The 15391-nt window shown below is 66.4% G+C and carries 18 protein-coding genes; 10 read left to right on the forward strand and 8 right to left on the reverse strand.

All coding sequences use genetic code 11. The annotated features are described in order from the left end of the window. The first annotated feature begins 3 nt into the window (after window positions 1–3). Together phaP and clpS are read left to right on the forward strand one after the other, a co-directional pair. A complete protein-coding gene (phaP, locus tag RI03_RS24430; protein WP_238542193.1) occupies window positions 4–783 on the forward strand; it encodes a phasin family protein in 780 nt (259 codons plus the stop codon). Window positions 784–914: 131 nt separating this feature from the next. Beyond that, entirely contained in the window at window positions 915–1253 is a 339-nt protein-coding gene (clpS, locus tag RI03_RS01440; protein WP_010161350.1) for an ATP-dependent Clp protease adapter ClpS, read from the forward strand. Between the two features lie 413 nt (window positions 1254–1666). On the opposite strand, the gene RI03_RS01445 is transcribed toward clpS, so the two are convergent. Further along, on the reverse strand, window positions 1667–2365 hold the full coding sequence (locus RI03_RS01445; protein WP_010214671.1) for a Crp/Fnr family transcriptional regulator: 699 nt from the start codon (window positions 2363–2365) through the stop codon (window positions 1667–1669). Window positions 2366–2548: 183 nt separating this feature from the next. Between RI03_RS01445 and murA the strand changes: the two genes are divergently transcribed. Continuing rightward, window positions 2549–3832, forward strand: a complete 1284-nt coding sequence (gene murA / locus RI03_RS01450) for a UDP-N-acetylglucosamine 1-carboxyvinyltransferase (protein ID WP_010214672.1) — start codon at window positions 2549–2551, stop codon at window positions 3830–3832. A gap of 39 nt (window positions 3833–3871) precedes the next feature. Here murA and ubiG read toward each other — a convergent pair whose 3' ends face one another. Further along, entirely contained in the window at window positions 3872–4612 is a 741-nt protein-coding gene (ubiG, locus tag RI03_RS01455) for a bifunctional 2-polyprenyl-6-hydroxyphenol methylase/3-demethylubiquinol 3-O-methyltransferase UbiG (protein ID WP_026046354.1), read from the reverse strand. Between the two features lie 66 nt (window positions 4613–4678). Between ubiG and RI03_RS01460 the strand changes: the two genes are divergently transcribed. Beyond that, on the forward strand, window positions 4679–5938 hold the full coding sequence (locus RI03_RS01460; protein WP_010161345.1) for an aspartate kinase: 1260 nt from the start codon (window positions 4679–4681) through the stop codon (window positions 5936–5938). Window positions 5939–5979: 41 nt separating this feature from the next. Here the strand turns inward: RI03_RS01460 and RI03_RS01465 are convergent, their stop codons facing one another. From RI03_RS01465 to RI03_RS01480, 4 genes are all read right to left on the reverse strand, one after another. Then, on the reverse strand, window positions 5980–6645 hold the full coding sequence (locus tag RI03_RS01465; RefSeq protein ID WP_010214674.1) for a hypothetical protein: 666 nt from the start codon (window positions 6643–6645) through the stop codon (window positions 5980–5982). A gap of 36 nt (window positions 6646–6681) precedes the next feature. Then, window positions 6682–7824 carry a hypothetical protein gene (locus RI03_RS01470; protein WP_238542194.1) on the reverse strand — a complete coding sequence of 381 codons (1143 nt, stop codon included), beginning with the start codon at window positions 7822–7824 and terminating at the stop codon, window positions 6682–6684. A 374-nt stretch (window positions 7825–8198) separates the two neighbouring features. Further along, window positions 8199–9056 carry an NAD(P)-dependent oxidoreductase gene (locus RI03_RS01475; protein ID WP_010214676.1) on the reverse strand — a complete coding sequence of 286 codons (858 nt, stop codon included), beginning with the start codon at window positions 9054–9056 and terminating at the stop codon, window positions 8199–8201. Between the two features lie 84 nt (window positions 9057–9140). Then, window positions 9141–9557: a secondary thiamine-phosphate synthase enzyme YjbQ gene (locus RI03_RS01480; RefSeq protein ID WP_010214677.1), complete on the reverse strand. Its 417-nt coding sequence runs from the start codon at window positions 9555–9557 to the stop codon at window positions 9141–9143. 46 nt (window positions 9558–9603) lie between these two features. On the opposite strand from RI03_RS01480, the gene RI03_RS01485 reads away from it, so the two are divergent. From RI03_RS01485 to RI03_RS01495, 3 genes are read left to right on the forward strand one after another with little or no spacing between them, the layout of a single operon-like run. Then, the gene (locus tag RI03_RS01485) at window positions 9604–10635 is read left to right on the forward strand and encodes an NAD(P)H-dependent flavin oxidoreductase (protein WP_026046355.1); all 1032 of its coding nucleotides are present in this window, start codon (window positions 9604–9606) and stop codon (window positions 10633–10635) included. Window positions 10636–10679: 44 nt separating this feature from the next. Beyond that, a complete protein-coding gene (locus RI03_RS01490) occupies window positions 10680–10916 on the forward strand; it encodes a FitA-like ribbon-helix-helix domain-containing protein (protein WP_010214681.1) in 237 nt (78 codons plus the stop codon). Window positions 10917–10944: 28 nt separating this feature from the next. Then, window positions 10945–11343 (forward strand): type II toxin-antitoxin system VapC family toxin, encoded by a 399-nt coding sequence (locus tag RI03_RS01495; protein WP_138995579.1) that lies wholly within the window; start codon window positions 10945–10947, stop codon window positions 11341–11343. 12 nt (window positions 11344–11355) lie between these two features. Here RI03_RS01495 and RI03_RS01500 read toward each other — a convergent pair whose 3' ends face one another. Then, a complete protein-coding gene (locus RI03_RS01500) occupies window positions 11356–12813 on the reverse strand; it encodes a hypothetical protein (protein ID WP_010214683.1) in 1458 nt (485 codons plus the stop codon). Further along, window positions 12810–13556 (reverse strand): ABC transporter ATP-binding protein, encoded by a 747-nt coding sequence (locus tag RI03_RS01505; RefSeq protein ID WP_010161335.1) that lies wholly within the window; start codon window positions 13554–13556, stop codon window positions 12810–12812. Before RI03_RS01505 ends, RI03_RS01500 begins: the two co-directional genes overlap by 4 nt. Window positions 13557–13652: 96 nt before the next feature. On the opposite strand from RI03_RS01505, the gene RI03_RS01510 reads away from it, so the two are divergent. From RI03_RS01510 to tolR, 3 genes are read left to right on the forward strand one after another with little or no spacing between them, the layout of a single operon-like run. Further along, complete coding sequence (locus tag RI03_RS01510) at window positions 13653–14240, forward strand: YbgC/FadM family acyl-CoA thioesterase (RefSeq protein WP_010214684.1); 588 nt, start codon at window positions 13653–13655, stop codon at window positions 14238–14240. Window positions 14241–14245: 5 nt separating this feature from the next. Next, window positions 14246–14938, forward strand: a complete 693-nt coding sequence (gene tolQ / locus RI03_RS01515) for a protein TolQ (protein WP_026046356.1) — start codon at window positions 14246–14248, stop codon at window positions 14936–14938. A 3-nt stretch (window positions 14939–14941) separates the two neighbouring features. Beyond that, on the forward strand, window positions 14942–15379 hold the full coding sequence (gene tolR / locus RI03_RS01520) for a protein TolR (protein ID WP_010161331.1): 438 nt from the start codon (window positions 14942–14944) through the stop codon (window positions 15377–15379). Window positions 15380–15391: the final 12 nt, after the last annotated feature.

A 15391-nucleotide genomic window follows, 5' to 3' on the forward strand; every position in this document is an offset into this window, starting at 1 on the left:
GTCATGGCCAGCAAAGGCCCCAAGTCCGTCCCCCCCAAGGGGATTGCCAAGCCGATCGACTCGACCCCGCCCCTTCCGGCGGCGGTGACCGAGGCCCCGCCCATTCCGTTCGTCGCGCAGCCTGCGCCGAAATCCGTCTCCAAGCCCGCGACTCCGCGTGCACCGACGGCGAAGCCGGCACCCGTGCCGCTGGCTCCCGTGGAAAGTACCGAATCCGTGCCAGCACCGGTGCCGGCGCAGGTTCCCGTTGTCTCCGTTTCTCCAGCCCAGACACCAACCCCCGCCATCGCACCCGCGACGGCCGTCATGCAGAAGGACTTCAGCACCATGGACGCTACCGCCACGATCAACACCGCTGCCGACACCGCGCAGGCCGAAGCCAAGACCGTCTTCGCCGACGTCAACGACCGGGCGAAGACCGCGATGGAGAAGGGCTCGAAGATGATCGCCGACCTCAACGAATTCTCGAAGGGCAACCTCGAGGCGGTCGTCGAGTCGAGCAAGATCGCGGCGAAGGGCGCCGAGGATATCGCGCGCTACACCAGCGACTATGTCCGCACCACGGTCGAAAAGGCCAACGCCACTGCCAGCCAGTTCGCGTCGATCAAGTCGCCGACCGAGTTCTTCAAGCTCCAGAGCGAGCTGACCAAGCAGGCGATGGATTCGATGATGGCGGAAACCGCCAAGTTCACCGAGGGGTACGTCAAGCTGCTCGGCGAGATCGCGCAGCCGATCTCGAACCGGGTCGCGGTTGCGGTCGAAAAGGTCAAGGTCGCCGCCTGAGCGATCCTGCTTTGTGACCACGAAGGGCGGTTCCCGACGGGAGCCGCCCTTTTCGTTTGCGCGGACCCCTTGCCCTCACGGGGTACAATGCCATATTTTAGGGCTGCATGACCGACCACCTTCACATCTCCATGGCGGAACGCCGCGACGACGGAACCGATGGCTCCGATGGCGATGGGGGCACTGGCGTCGCCACCCGCACGCGCTCCAAGACCAAGCAGCCGACGCCGTACCGCGTCCTGCTGCTCAACGACGATTACACGCCGATGGAATTCGTCGTTTTGGTGCTGCAGCGGTTCTTCCGCATGGACATGGAAGCCGCCACTCGCGTGATGCTCCACGTCCACCAGAAGGGCGTCGGGGTGTGCGGGATCTTCAGCTACGAAGTCGCGGAAACCAAAGTCGCGCAAGTGCTCGACTTCGCACGGCAGAACCAGCATCCGCTCCAGTGCATGCTGGAGAAGGCCTGAGCGTTGTGGCGGTCGACGTTGGGTTTTGGGTCAAGGAACCGGGCTTCCCCGGCGGGGGCCGGACTTTTGCGAAACCTACGTCCAGCGTCACCCTGAACTTGTTTCAGGGTCCACCGCGGCACAAATCCGGTCCGTGCCCATTGCGCTGTGGATGCTGAAACAAGTTCAGCATGACGGCAGTTGGGGGGAGGCGTGGTCGGGTACTACCGTATCCGAGCCTTCCGCGCAGCCTAGCGTAGGACGGTTTGCAGACCCTCCGTTTGCCGTTTTTCCGCGAAGTCGGGCATCCAGGGTTAAGCAAAGCAACTGCTTACAGTTCTCGTGACTCCTGGACTCCCGCCTTCGCGGGAGAACGGCTATAACTTCGCAGAGGTCACGCCTTCGCCGGGGAACTGACACCCGATACGCCGGCTTCAGCGCGCCGCGGGCAACCAGCCGAGATCGAGCCCGGCATAGCGATCGACGAAATTGGCCGAGCGGGTTAGTCCGCGCTCGTTGAGGAACTCGACGCGGCCCGCTTCGCGTGCGATCAGCCCCTCGTCCTCGAGCTGGCGGAGCATGCGGTTGACATGGACCGCGGTCAGCCCGGTCGCGTCGCCAATCTCTTCCTGCGTCAACCCGAGCACGAAACTGGTGCTGACGCTCCGGTCGAGCGTCCGCATCCGGTTGCGGATTTCGATCAGCATCGCCGCGACCCGCGCTTTTGCCGAAGTCCGCCCGAGCGCCGCGAGGCGATCGGTCAGCGCGGCACGCTCGATCTGGTTGTAGACGAGGATCAGCGCGGCGATCCGCGGGTGTTCGAGCATCACCGTGCTGAGCGCGGTCCGCTCGAACGGGCAGACGACGCAATCGGTCAGCGCGGTGATCGTCTCGGTCGCGTCGCTGTAGATGATGTTCGACACGGCGAGCAGATCGCCCGCGAAGTGGAAGCGCAGGATCTGCCGGCTGCCGTCGTGGAGCAGCACCGAGCTCATCATCGTGCCGCGCCGCAGGATATAGATTTCGTTGGCGCGGTCGTTTTCCCGCTGCAGCGTCATGCTGCGCTTGAGGGCGCGCTCGCGCTCCTCCAGACGGTCGAGCGCGCCGCGTTCCTGCGTCGTAAGCTCCACCATATCGCCGAGACGCTCGGCGAAACAACTTTGTGGCACGCGGTGATCACCCCTTGTTCTCCGGCCACAAAGCAGTGTGGCAGTATCCTTGCATTAAAGTCGATCAAGCGTGTCCACGAGACGACCGATCGGGTGATTCCGCGCACGCCAGCTTGCGCGCGCGGGGCAAGACGATAAACGAGGTCGATGGACCGTATTCTCATTCGGGGCGGTAACCGCCTTTCTGGCCGTCTCCCCATCTCCGGCGCGAAGAACGCCGCGCTCACGCTGATGCCGTGCGCGCTGCTGACCGAGGAGCCGGTGACGCTGCGCAACCTGCCGCGGCTCGCCGATGTCGACAGCTTCGGGCATCTGCTCAACCAGCTCGGCTGCTCGACCCGGATCGAAGGCGCGCGGCCCGAGGATTTCGGGCGGGTGATGACGATCCGCGCGGGGAAACTGACCGCGACCGAGGCGCCGTACGACATCGTCCGCAAGATGCGCGCGTCGATCCTCGTGCTTGGCCCGCTGCTCGGGCGCGCGGGCGAGGCGACGGTGTCGCTCCCGGGCGGCTGCGCGATCGGCAATCGCCCGATCGATCTGCACCTGAAGGCGCTCGAAGCGATCGGCGCGCAGCTCGAAATGGCGGCGGGCTACGTCAAGGCGAGCGCGCCGGGCGGGCGGCTTTCGGGCGGCAGCTATACCTTCCCGGTCGTGTCGGTCGGTGCGACCGAGAATGTCGTGATGGCGGCGTCGCTGGCGAGGGGCGGCAGCCGGATCGAGAATGCGGCACGCGAGCCCGAGATCGTCGACCTGTGCAACCTGCTCGTCGCGATGGGGGCGAAGATTTCCGGCATCGGTACGAGCACGCTCGAGATCGAGGGCGTCGACCGGCTCCACGGCGCGACCTACCGCGTGATGCCCGACCGGATCGAGGCGGGCAGCTATGCCTGCGCCGCGGCGATCACCGGCGGGTCGCTCGAGCTGGTCGGGGTCAAGGCCGACGACATGATCGCGACGATCGACGCGCTGCGTGCAGCGGGCGTCACCGTCGAGGAGCGCGGCGACAACCTGTTCGTCGAAGCGAACGGCCCGTTGCGGCCGGTGACGCTATCGACTGCGCCGTTCCCGGGCTTTGCGACCGACATGCAGGCGCAGCTGATGGCGATGCTGTGCATGGCGCCGGGCGAAAGCACGCTGACCGAGACGATCTTCGAGAATCGCTACATGCACGTGCCCGAACTGGCGCGGATGGGTGCGGACATTCATGTCCAGGGGCGCACCGCGGTCGTGCGCGGGGTCGAGCGGCTCGTCGGCGCGCCGGTGATGGCAACCGACCTGCGCGCATCGATGAGCCTGATCATCGCGGGGCTGGTCGCCGAGGGCGAGACGCAGGTCAGTCGCGTATACCACCTCGATCGCGGCTATGAGCGGCTCGAGGAAAAATTGAGCGCGGTCGGCGCGGATATCGAGCGCGTCGGCGACGGCTGACTCGCACCCGACCGATGACGGCGGGCGGGGCGTGCCCCGTCAGGCCCGCACCGCCGTCACGAAATAATCGAGGCTGGTGTCGTCGCTCAGCACGAACCCCTTGGCCACCGAAAACGCGAGCCCACGCACGTCGATGACGCGCAGCCCGGCGGCCTCGACCAGCGGTGTCAGCGCGTCGGGGGTGAGGAACTTGTTCCAGTCATGCGTCCCGCGCGGGATCGTCCCGGTCCCTTCAGCCAGCGTGATCAGCGCGAGGCGGGACAAGGCGGTGCGATTGGGTGTCGACAGCACCAGAAGCCCTCCCGGCGCAAGCGCGCGCGCCAGCCCGGCGACGAAGCCCGCCGGATCGGTGACATGCTCGATCACCTCCAGGCTGGTGACGAGATCGAACGTCGCGTCCCGCAAATCCTCGACGCTCCCGGTGCGATAGTCGATCGCGAGGCCCGAAAGGGCTGCATGCGCCTGCGCCGCCGCGATGTTCTCCGCCGCCGCATCGAGCCCGGTGACCTCCGCCCCCAGCCGCGCCAGTGGTTCGCACAGCAGCCCGGCACCGCACCCGACATCGAGCGCGCGCTTGCCGGCGAGCGGCGTGAAGCCGGTTTCGTCGCCATGCCACTGCGTGTCGATCTGCGCGCGCAGATACCCCAGCCGCACCGGGTTGAGCCGGTGGAGCATCGCGGACGATCCCTTGGGATCCCACCATTCGGCCGCCATCGCACCGAAGTGCTTGGCCTCGGCCGGGTCGATAGTGGTTACAGACGTTACGGTTGCGCTATTCATACCCGCTTTCTATCAGGACCACCCCAATACCCCAAGCCCCACCCCAAGGACTTCGTGACCCGGACCATGGCACGTATCGTGATGAAATTCGGCGGCACCTCGATGGCCGGGATCGAGCGGATCCGCTCGGTCGCCGCGCGGGTGAAACGCGAAGTCGCGGCGGGCAACCAGGTTGCGGTCGTCGTTTCGGCGATGGCGGGCGAGACCGACCGGCTGGTCGGCTTCTGCCGCGAGGCGTCGTCGCTGTACGATGCGCGTGAATATGACGTCGTCGTCTCGGCGGGCGAGCAGATCACCAGCGGTTTGCTCGCGATCGCGCTTCAGGCGGCGGGCGTGCCCGCGCGGAGCTGGCTTGGCTGGCAGCTGCCGATCGCGACGTCGGACGCGCATGCGTCCGCGCGGATCGAGCATATCGACATGGCCGCACTCGAAACCAGCCTCGCCGCGGGCGAGGTCGCGGTGATCCCGGGGTTCCAGGGCGTCGACGACGACGGCCGCGTTACCACGCTCGGGCGGGGCGGTTCGGATACGTCAGCCGTCGCAATGGCGGCGGCGATGCAGGCGGACCGCTGCGACATCTACACCGACGTCGATGGCGTCTATACCACCGACCCGCGGATCGTGCCGCGCGCGCGCAAACTCAAGAAGGTCACCTACGAGGAGATGCTGGAACTCGCCAGCGTCGGCGCGAAGGTGTTGCAGACCCGCTCGGTGGGCCTTGCGATGAAGGAAGGCGTCCGCGTCCAGGTGCTGTCGTCCTTCACGGGCGAGGACGCTCCAATGGCGGACACATTACCCGGCACGATGATCGTGGGCGAAGAGGAGATCGACGATATGGAACGCCAGCTCATCACCGGCATCGCGCATGACAAGAACGAGGCCAAGATCACGCTGATCGCGGTCCCCGACAAGCCCGGCGCGGTGGCGGCGATCTTCGCGCCGCTCGCCAAGGGCAACATCAACGTCGACATGATCATCCAGAACATCGCGCATGCGGCGGGATCGACCGACGTGACGTTCACCGTGCCCGCCGCCGACCTTGCGCGCTCGATCGAGGTGCTCAACCAGGGGCGTGGCGAAATCGGCTTCAGCGAGCTGGTCCACGACACGCGCGTCGCCAAGATCTCGGTCGTCGGCGTGGGGATGCGCAGCCATGCGGGCGTCGCCTCGACGATGTTCTCGACGCTCGGCGAGCGCGGGATCAACATCCAGGCGATCTCGACCAGCGAGATCAAGGTCTCGGTGCTGATCGAGGAGGATTATACCGAGCTCGCGGTGCGCGTGCTGCATACCGCTTATGGGCTTGATGCCGAGGATGCCGCCTGACCCGCGTGGTTTGGACTGGTTTTGATTGAGTACCGATCGGGTCACCGGTTGCTCAACGTTCCGTCCCCGGACGCATCGAACGTCAGCCGATACGCGCCGCCGAGTGGCATGATCCACGACTCCTGATCGGCGGTAATGGTCGAGCCGATCGTCTGCGCGCCGCTCGACCGCGCCAGTTCATAGCCACCGGCGTTGATCAGGACCGATGTCATCGGGGAAACGACGGCAGCGTACGCGAAATACACGATCTCGGCGCCGAGCCCGAAGCCGACCGAAACGGTATACAGCGTCCCATCGTACCTGGGAATGTGCCAGCCGGTACCGTCATGGGTCAGCGTGATGCTCTTGTTCAGCTGCATCTGGAAAATGTCGGAATCGCTGGAATACGCGCAAGCCGTCGTATTGGCGGCAATCTCACCCGCTTTCTGTACTGCTGCAAACCACCACAGGGGCAGGGCGGAGGTGAAGTCGATGGTGACGGTCGTGTCGACGGTTTGCAGCCCGGCAACCAGAGTCTGCGCGCCGGCCGGGTCGGCGGCGGCGAACGTTGCGACCAGTTCGATCGCATAATCGGCGGCTGCGACGATCTGGACGCTGGTCCTGGCGACAGTGACGGTGGCTGCAACGGGTCGCGTCGCAGCCACCGCAGGGAAACGCGGGTCGGCTCGGATCCGCTGTGCGGGGGTGACCGCAAACGGCTCGTTCATCGCGCGCCGACCGCGTCGTACATCGTTAGGGTAGGGTCAGGCATCCTTGCCAAAGACGGCGGTCGCGCCCGCAACCACCGTTTCCTTGATGGTCGTGGCCGTCTGCGGGCCATCATAGGTGAAGTTGACGGTCGTGCCGCCCACGATGCTGTTGACGGTGAATTTGATGCTCGCAATCACGAAAAACGCAAAGGCCGCGGTCAGGGCCGTGGCCACCGTCATCTTTCCGGACAGGATCGTTTCGCCTGATCCGTCGTCCACCAATTCAACGCCGTCCAACTGCGTCGGCCAGAAGACGGATTTGACGACGTCCTGCTGCAAGGTGCCATCCGACAGATAGGCCAGCGCCGTGAGTTGCTGGAATGCCGCCGACTTCACGAGGGACAGATTGTCGAGCAGCGTGAGGCTGGCCGGTTTGCCGGGCGTCACGGACCAGGTGCCATCGTTGAGCAGGGTCACCGTGGCTGCCCCGGCCTTAAACGAATTGGGTACCGTGAGCAGCGCGGCTTCGTTGCTGACTTGCGTCCAGTCGGCCAGCGTCGAATCGCCGAAAGAGCCGATGCTGACATAGAAACTGAGCTTTGGCGTGAGGGTGCGGCTCTGGCTGGGCGACGGAGACCAGGTCATTCCCATGAAACCGGATGCGCTTTCGATGCCGAACGACTGGTTGGCGTACCAGCCTTTTGATTCGTTATTATCCTGGGGGAAAGCGTTCGTTACGATCTTCAGGCTGTTGGCACCGACCTTGCTGCTGGAGAGGGTCAGGTTGGGGCCCATCTTCGGCGGAACCGTGCCGTAGGTCGCGTCCCATACCTGGGTAAGGCTACTTTGTTGCGAGATCGTCGAATTGATCTCGACATCCAGTCCGACCGCCTGATTGCTCGCACCGGCACCGACGCTGTATTGGACGGGAATGGTGAAGGAGTTCGTGCCGGGATAATTCGACGGGATCGCCAGCGAGGCGCTGGAGTTGGCGAAGACATTCGGGTCGCCTGCCAATTCCGCTGGAGGGGTCAGGAAGCACCAGAAAGTCTGGGTCGTCGACGACTGATTGACGAGGTAGATCGTGTAGTTCGTTGCCATGGTATCCTCCGAGATGTTGGAAGACGCGGAACTGGCCGTCGCCCGCCCGGACGGGGCGGACCGTTTCGCATCGCGCGGATCGCGCGATGACGGCATGCGATCGTCGTGCCCCGGGATCGGGTGTGCGGTATCGTCCTTGGGGTGATCCCGGGGGATGAGGGGGACGCGACAAACGGTTCGAGCTTGCGCGAAATCCGTGATGGCATCTTACCGTCTTTGCGCCCGCAAGCGCGCTCAAGCGTGACCGAAACGACGCGATCAGCACGGCGGAGCGCCCGGCTTTGCGCCGTTCCGGCGACATTTCTCCCCGATCAAATCGTGTCGGGGTCGATTACCCTGGTATCGAGTCGAGCCCGCTCCATCCACCGTATCGCCGCCGACCGTCACCTCGGCGGAAGACGGCTCGAAGACGGCGAACCTCAGCTTTCGTCGCAGCCCGCAGGCGCTGCCGTCGGCGGGCTACAACAGGTCTATCGCTTCGCAGCAAACGGCCGTGCCGCGATTCCCGACCAGTCCTTGTCCGCCATGCCGTCCTCGACCGCGTCGTGCATTCGCGTGCGAATCGCGTCGAGCACGGGGAGCGTCACATTCGCCGCGTCCGCAAGCTCGGTCGCGAGGCGCAGGTCCTTGAGCCCGAGCTTCATGCGGAAGCCGGGGGTGAAATCCTCCGACACGATCTTCGGTCCGTAATTCTGATACGCCTTCGCGCCGAACAGCGTGCCCGTCATCAGCTCGAGGAACGCAGCCTTGTCGACGCCATTGTCGCCGACGAGCGCGAAGGCTTCGCCCATCGCCTCGATCGCCATGGTGATCATCATGTTGCCCGCGATCTTGGCGGCGTTGGCGCTGCTCGCGTCGGGGCCGAGCGGCCAGACCTTGCTCGATATCGCCTCGAGCAGCGGCTGGACCCGCGCGACCGCGGCTTCGTCGCCCGCGACGACGACGTTGAGCTGCGCGGCGGCGGCGGCATCCGGGCGGCCGAACACGGGGGCGGCGACATAGCCGATCCCGCGCTGCGCATGGTCGGCGGCGAGCTCCTTCGAGAAGTCGACAGAGATCGTCGACGCGACGACATGGATCAGGTCATGCTTGACGCTGTCGAGCGCGCCCGAATCGAGCAGGACGCTGCGGATCACCGCATCTTCCGACAGCATCGTGAAAACGACCTCGCTGCGGAGCACGTCATCGAGCGTCCCGATCGTCACGCCGAGGGCATCCTCGGGCTTTACCGGCGAGCGGTTCCACGCGACGACGCGGTGCCCCGCCTTGGCGAGGTTGGCCGCCATCGCGCTGCCCATCAGGCCGAGGCCGACAAAACCGATTTCCATGGTGCTGCTCCAGATGCCGAAAGTCGGGGGCGTAGCGTCTCGCACGGGGTTAAGTTCCGCGCCCGCCCGCGGGGGCGGTACCGATCATTCCCCGATCAGGTGCACCGCGATCAGCCGTCGGTGCGGGGCGCGGCGGTGTTCGAACAGGTAAATGCCCTGCCACGTTCCGAGCACCGGTTCGCCGCTGGCAACCGGGATCGAAAGGCTCGTCGCGGTCAGCGCTGCGCGCAGATGCGCGGGCATGTCCTCGGCACCTTCGTCGTCATGCTCGTAGCTTGCGTCTTCCGGCGCGATCTTCGCGAAATAGCGCTCCACATCGCGCCGTGCGGCCGGGGCGGCATTCTCCTGGATCAGCAGGGAAGCGGAGGTGTGCCGGACGAACACCGTCAACAACCCGGTCTGGATCCCGGTCGCCTCGACCCAGCGGTTCACCGCGCGGGTACAGTCGTGCAGGCCCTGGCCGGGCGTATCGAAGGTGAGTTCACCAATTTCCTGTCGCATCCGCGCGCCCTTGCCCGAAACCCCCGGGGAAGGCTAGGCCGGTCCCATGAACCAGACATCCTCGATCGGCGCAGAGCGCCTTCAGCGCCGCATGGCGCGTGGCGCGGCGTTCCTCGGCAGCGAGGTCGCGATCGTCTGCGGCGCGATGTCGTGGGTATCCGAGCGCAACCTCGTCGCCGCAATCTCGAATGCGGGCGGCTTCGGGCTGATCGCGTGCGGCGCGATGACGCCCGAGCTGCTCGACCGCGAGATCGCCGCGACCAAGTTGCTGACCGACAAGCCATTCGGCGTGAACCTCATCACCATGCACCCCGCGCTGTTCGACCTGATCGACGTGTGCACGCGGCATGCCGTCGGGCATGTCGTGCTTGCGGGCGGGCTGCCGCCGACGGGATCGATCGACAAGATCAAGGCAGACGGCGCGAAACTGATCTGCTTCGCACCTGCGCTGAGCCTCGCCAAGAAGCTGATCCGCTCGGGCGTCGACGCGCTCGTCGTCGAGGGGATGGAAGCGGGCGGGCATATCGGCCCGGTCTCGACCAGCGTGCTCGCGCAGGAGATTCTCCCCGAGGTCGCGGACAAGGTGCCGGTGTTCGTCGCGGGCGGGATCGGCCGGGGCGAGGCGATCGCGGCGTATCTCGACATGGGTGCGGCGGGCGTCCAGCTCGGCACGCGCTTTGTCTGCGCGACCGAGAGCATCGCGCACGCCAATTTCAAGAAGGCGTTCCTCCGCGCCTCGGCGCGCGATGCGGTGGCGAGCGTCCAGCTCGACTCGCGGCTCCCCGTGATACCGGTGCGCGCGCTCAAGAATGCGGGGGCGGAGCTGTTCACCGCCAAGCAGCGCGAAGTTGCCTTGTCGCTCGACGAAGGCAAGGTCGCGATGCTCGAGGCGCAGTTGCAGATCGAGCATTATTGGGCGGGCGCGCTGCGCCGCGCGGTGATCGACGGCGATGTCGAGCATGGCAGCGTGATGGCGGGTCAGTCGGTCGGGATGGTGACGAAGGAAGAACCCGCCGCCGAGATCATCGCGAGCCTGATGGACGAGGCGGCGGCGGCGCTGGCGCAACGGGCGGCGTAAGGCGGGGCGTTTGCGAGCGGCGTGCGATTTGCTACGTTGCGGGCATGGCGACTCTGACGATCCGGGACCTGGACGACGCCGTCTTTGAACGGCTGAAGCTGCGCGCGGCGGAGAACCACCGTTCGCCCGAGGACGAGGTCGCGCAGATGTTGGACGAGCGTTCGCGCGGCAGTCGTTCGTTCGTCGAAACCTTCCGAGCTGCCAATCGGGACATGATCGCCCGACGGGGCGTGTTGTCCGACAGTACCGAGATCATCCGCCAGATCCGCGACGAGGGGTGATCGTCGTCGACGCGAGTTTCGCGACGAAGTGGTTCGTCGGCGAACAGGATCAGGATCTTGCGATCACGTTCTGGAGAATTTCGACCGGTCGATCTGTGCGCCCGACTTGCTGCTGACCGAGGTCAGTGGTGCGATCGTCCGGCGCGCCAACAGCGACAAGGGTTTTGCGGACGACGCACGGTCGGCACTGGAGCGGGTGATGCTGTTCTGGGACCATGGCGGGATCGCGTTGCACCGCCTCACCACCGATCGGGTCGCGCGTGCGGCGCGAATCGCGCTCGAACTCGGGCACCCGCTTGCGGACTGCGTCTACCTCTCGCTTGCCATCGAACTGGATTGCGACCTCGCGACCTGTGACGCAAAATCTCACGCAAAATCTGCGGGCCGATATCCTGGGACGCGGATGCTGGCGGAATATGGACGGTAACCTCGGCATACCTTACTGAAACGCCGGTACCCCCGCCAACCCCCCGGTCACCCAAAACACCAGCGCCGCCGCACCGCCGCCGAACACAAGCGCGATCAGGAGCGACAGGATCCCCGCGACGATCGACCCCGAGCGCCGCCGGTTGAACGCGCCGCGCTTGCCGGGCTTGCCGAGCTTGAGTTCGACATAGCCTGCCGCCGCGCCGCCCAGCACCGTCATCACCAGCGTGATCGCCGCCCCGAGCGGTGTCTGCAGCGCAATCATGATCGGCAGGATCAGCGCGAACGGCGCCGCCATCGCAAACGCGGCGAGCAGCTTGGCACGGTCGATTGTGGCGCGCGCGACGGGGGCGACCTGGAGCAGGTCGGGCGCATCCTCCGCCGAGACGGTCAGCCACGCGAAGCTGCCGACGAGCTGGCTCGCGATCAATACGCTGGCGAAGGCAAGCGCGGCGGGGATGGGGACGGCATGCCGCCCACCGAGCAGCCCGAGCACCAGCGGCGCGAGGTAGATCAGCCGGAGCACGATCTGGAACGCGAGCGCCGGGTCGCGCGCGAGCAGCCGCCATTCCTTGGCGAATACGGTGCGGGTCAGCCCGGCATGGAACAGCCGCGCGCTCGCACGACCGGTCGGGCGGCTGCGCGAGAGTTTAGCGCCGCCGTCGAAATAGCCCGACAGGAACCACCGTTCGAGCGTGATGCCGGCCCCTGCGAACGCCGCCAGCCCCACGCCGAGCAGGACCACGATCGCAAGCGGATCGCCGAACGCGGCGTGACCGGGCAGGCCGCTGACCCCCGACGTGCCGATCCCGGCGTCGCGCAGCCGTTCGAACACCACGGTGAAGGTGCTGGTGCGCCCTTCGCTGTGCGGCAGGACCTGGGTGAACAGGAACAGCGCCCCCCCCAGCACCGCCGCCGCGACCTGCCCGATGGTGCGCGCCGCGCGCGGGCCGACCAGCGCAGCGATGACGAGCGTCAACGCGAGCCCGAGCGATGCCGCGACCAGCGCGAGCGCAATCAGCAGCGCGACCAGCCCGAACAGCCGCGGATGCCCGAGGATCGCGACCGGCAGCACGATCGGCAGCAACAGCACCGCATAGGTCAGCGCGATCGTCGCGGCGATCCCGAGCAGTTTCGCGAGCAACACGCTCCGCCCCGGAATCGGCGCGGACAGCAGTAGCGGCAGGTCGCCGCGTTCGTACAAAGTCCGCTGGCTGCCGATCATCGCCTGTGCGGTCATGAAGCTGAGCGCGAGCGTGCTGACCGCGAGCACGCCGATCAGCGCGTCCGGCGGGACGGGGATCGCTTTGTTACGAAGGGCCCAGCCCGCCAGGCACCCGATCACGAGCCAGCCACCGACCAGCAGATAGCCGATCCAGCGCGTCTTCCCCTTGGTCGGCCGCGCGCGGAAGGCGAGCCGCAATTCGTGCAGCGCAAGCCAGGCAAAGCTTCCCGGGCGCGCCAGGCTCATGCGGCGACCGCGGGCGTGCTGGTCAGGCGGATGAACGTGTCCTCGAGCGTCATCCCCTCGGTCCCCGCGCGGTCGCGCAGGTCCTGCAGCGTGCCCTCGGCGAGCAGCCGCCCGCCCGCGATGATCCCGATCCGGTCCGCCATCCGCTCGGCGACCTCGAGGATATGCGTGGTGATGATCACGGTCTTGCCCGCGGAGACCTGCGCGCGGAGCGCATCTTTCACCAGCCGCGCCATCGTCGCGTCGAGCCCGGTCAGCGGTTCGTCGAGGATCAGAAGCCGCGGATCGTGGATCAGCGCGCCCGCGAGCGCGACCTTCTGCTTCATGCCCCGGGAGAACCCCTCGCAGCGGGTGTCGCGCTGGTCCCACAGGTCGAGCCATTGCAGCAGCCGGTCAGCCTCGGCGGCGGCGCGGGCAGGGTCCATCCGCCACAGCCCCGCGACGAACGCGAGATATTCGAGCGGGGTGAGCTTGTCGTAGAGCATCGCCTCGTCGGGCAACCAGGCGGTGATCGCCTTCGCCCCCAGCGGATCGCGCGCGGTGTCGATCCCGAAGATCTCGATCGTCCCGGCATCGGGTACGGCCAGACCCGCGACCATCCGCAAGGTCGTCGTCTTGCCCGCGCCATTGGGGCCAAGCAGCGCATAGAGTTGCCCCGCCGCGATATCGAGGTCGAGATCCCGGATCACGGGCTTGTCGAAGCTCTTCGCAAGCCCCCGGATGCGCAGCGCTGAATCGGTCATCTGTTCTGTTTAAGCGGTACCCTGCGCCCGTCCAGCCGGATCGCCGGGGCCATGCGGGGTTTTCGTACCGACGGCTTGCCGCTAGAGCGACACGGAATGCCGCAGTCCGATCCCGATACGCCTGTTCCGATGGGGTCAGCCCGCGCCGAGCGCTCGTGCGACCCGGTCGTGCCCGCGACGCAGGGGCTCGACGCGCCCGCGAACGGGCGGATCGTCGGGGGCGAACATCGCTTTCCGCTGCGCGTCTATTTCGAGGACACCGATCTTTCGGGGATCGTCTATCACGCCAATTACCTGCGCTACATGGAGCGCGCACGTTCCGACATGCTGGTGCGCGCCGGGATCGACCAGCGCGCGCATCAGGAAGCGGGTGGCGGGGCCTATGCGGTCACTGCGCTGTCGATCCGCTACCGCGCGCCCGCACGGCTCGACGATGCGCTGGTGGTGGTGACGCGATTGCGCCAGATCCGCGCCGCTTCGGTCGATATTCATCAACAGGTCATGTTGGGTGCCCAGATACTCACCGAGGCCGAAGTGACCGCGGCGTTGGTCTCGCCCGCCGGGCGACCGGTGCGCCAGCCGCGCGCATGGATCGCCGCGTTCGAGCAGGTCATGGGCGAGCAGGTCATGGGCGAGCAAGTGATGGGTGCGAAGCAGATGCCATCAGGGGAAAAGACGTCGTGAACGAGATGATGCTGAATACCGACGCGGCGAGCATGTCGCCGATCGCCTTGTTCCTCCAGGCCGATGTGGTCGTGAAGGCGATCATGATCGGGCTGTTGCTTGCCAGCGTGTGGACCTGGGCGATCATCATCGGGTTCGTGGTCAAGCTGAGCGGGATCCGCCGCCAGATCGGGGCGTTCGAAAAGGCGTTCTGGAAGGCAGAGGATATCGACGCCTTCTACAAGGAGCATGTCGACAGCAAGCTGCCGATCGCGCGGGTGTTCGTCGCGGGCGTTGCGGAATGGCGGCGCTCGACCGTCGGCGGTCAGGTCGATCGCGGCGCGACGCGCGAACGGCTTGCAACCGCAATGGGCGCTTCGGTCGCGAACGAGATCGACATTCTGGCCGACCGGCTCAACATCCTCGCGACGATCGGATCGGTCGCGCCGTTCGTCGGGCTGTTCGGCACGGTGTGGGGGATCATGCGCAGCTTCACGGGAATCGCCAGCGCTAACAACACATCGCTCGCGGTGGTCGCGCCAGGGATCGCCGAGGCGTTGTTCGCGACCGCGATCGGCCTGTTCGCGGCTATTCCGGCGGTCATCGCGTACAACCGCTTCAGCCACGGCATCAACCGGATCGAGGCGCGGCTCAACCGCTTTGCCGACGGCTTCCACGCGACGCTCAGCCGGCAGCTCGAGAGCGAGGGTCGGCGCTAAGCGATGGCGATGAACCTCCCCTCGCAGCGCGGGCGCGGTCGACGCGCGCCGATGGCGGACATCAACGTGACCCCGATGGTCGACGTGATGCTGGTGCTGCTGATCATCTTCATGGTGACCGCGCCGCTGCTCACCGCGGGCGTGCCGGTGAACCTGCCCGACAGCCGCGCCAAGGCGCTCGACCAGGACCAGAAGCCGATCGAGATCTCGATCGACAACGAAGGCAAGGTGTTCGTCGGCAAGGATCTGGCGAGCGACGCGATGCTCCCCGACATCCTGTCGCAGCTTGCCGCCAAGGCAGATCCCTCGAAGCCGCCGCAGGTGTTCCTGCGCGCGGACACCAAGCTCGATTACGGCAAGGTGATGCGCGTGATGGGCGAACTCAATCGCGCCGGGCTCAACCGCGTGGCGCTGGTGACGGTCAGCCAGGACGGCAACTGAGATGGACGGGCG

Source organism: Sphingomonas sp. PAMC 26621 (genome assembly GCF_000251145.1).
Taxonomy (GTDB): Bacteria; Pseudomonadota; Alphaproteobacteria; order Sphingomonadales; family Sphingomonadaceae; genus Sphingomonas.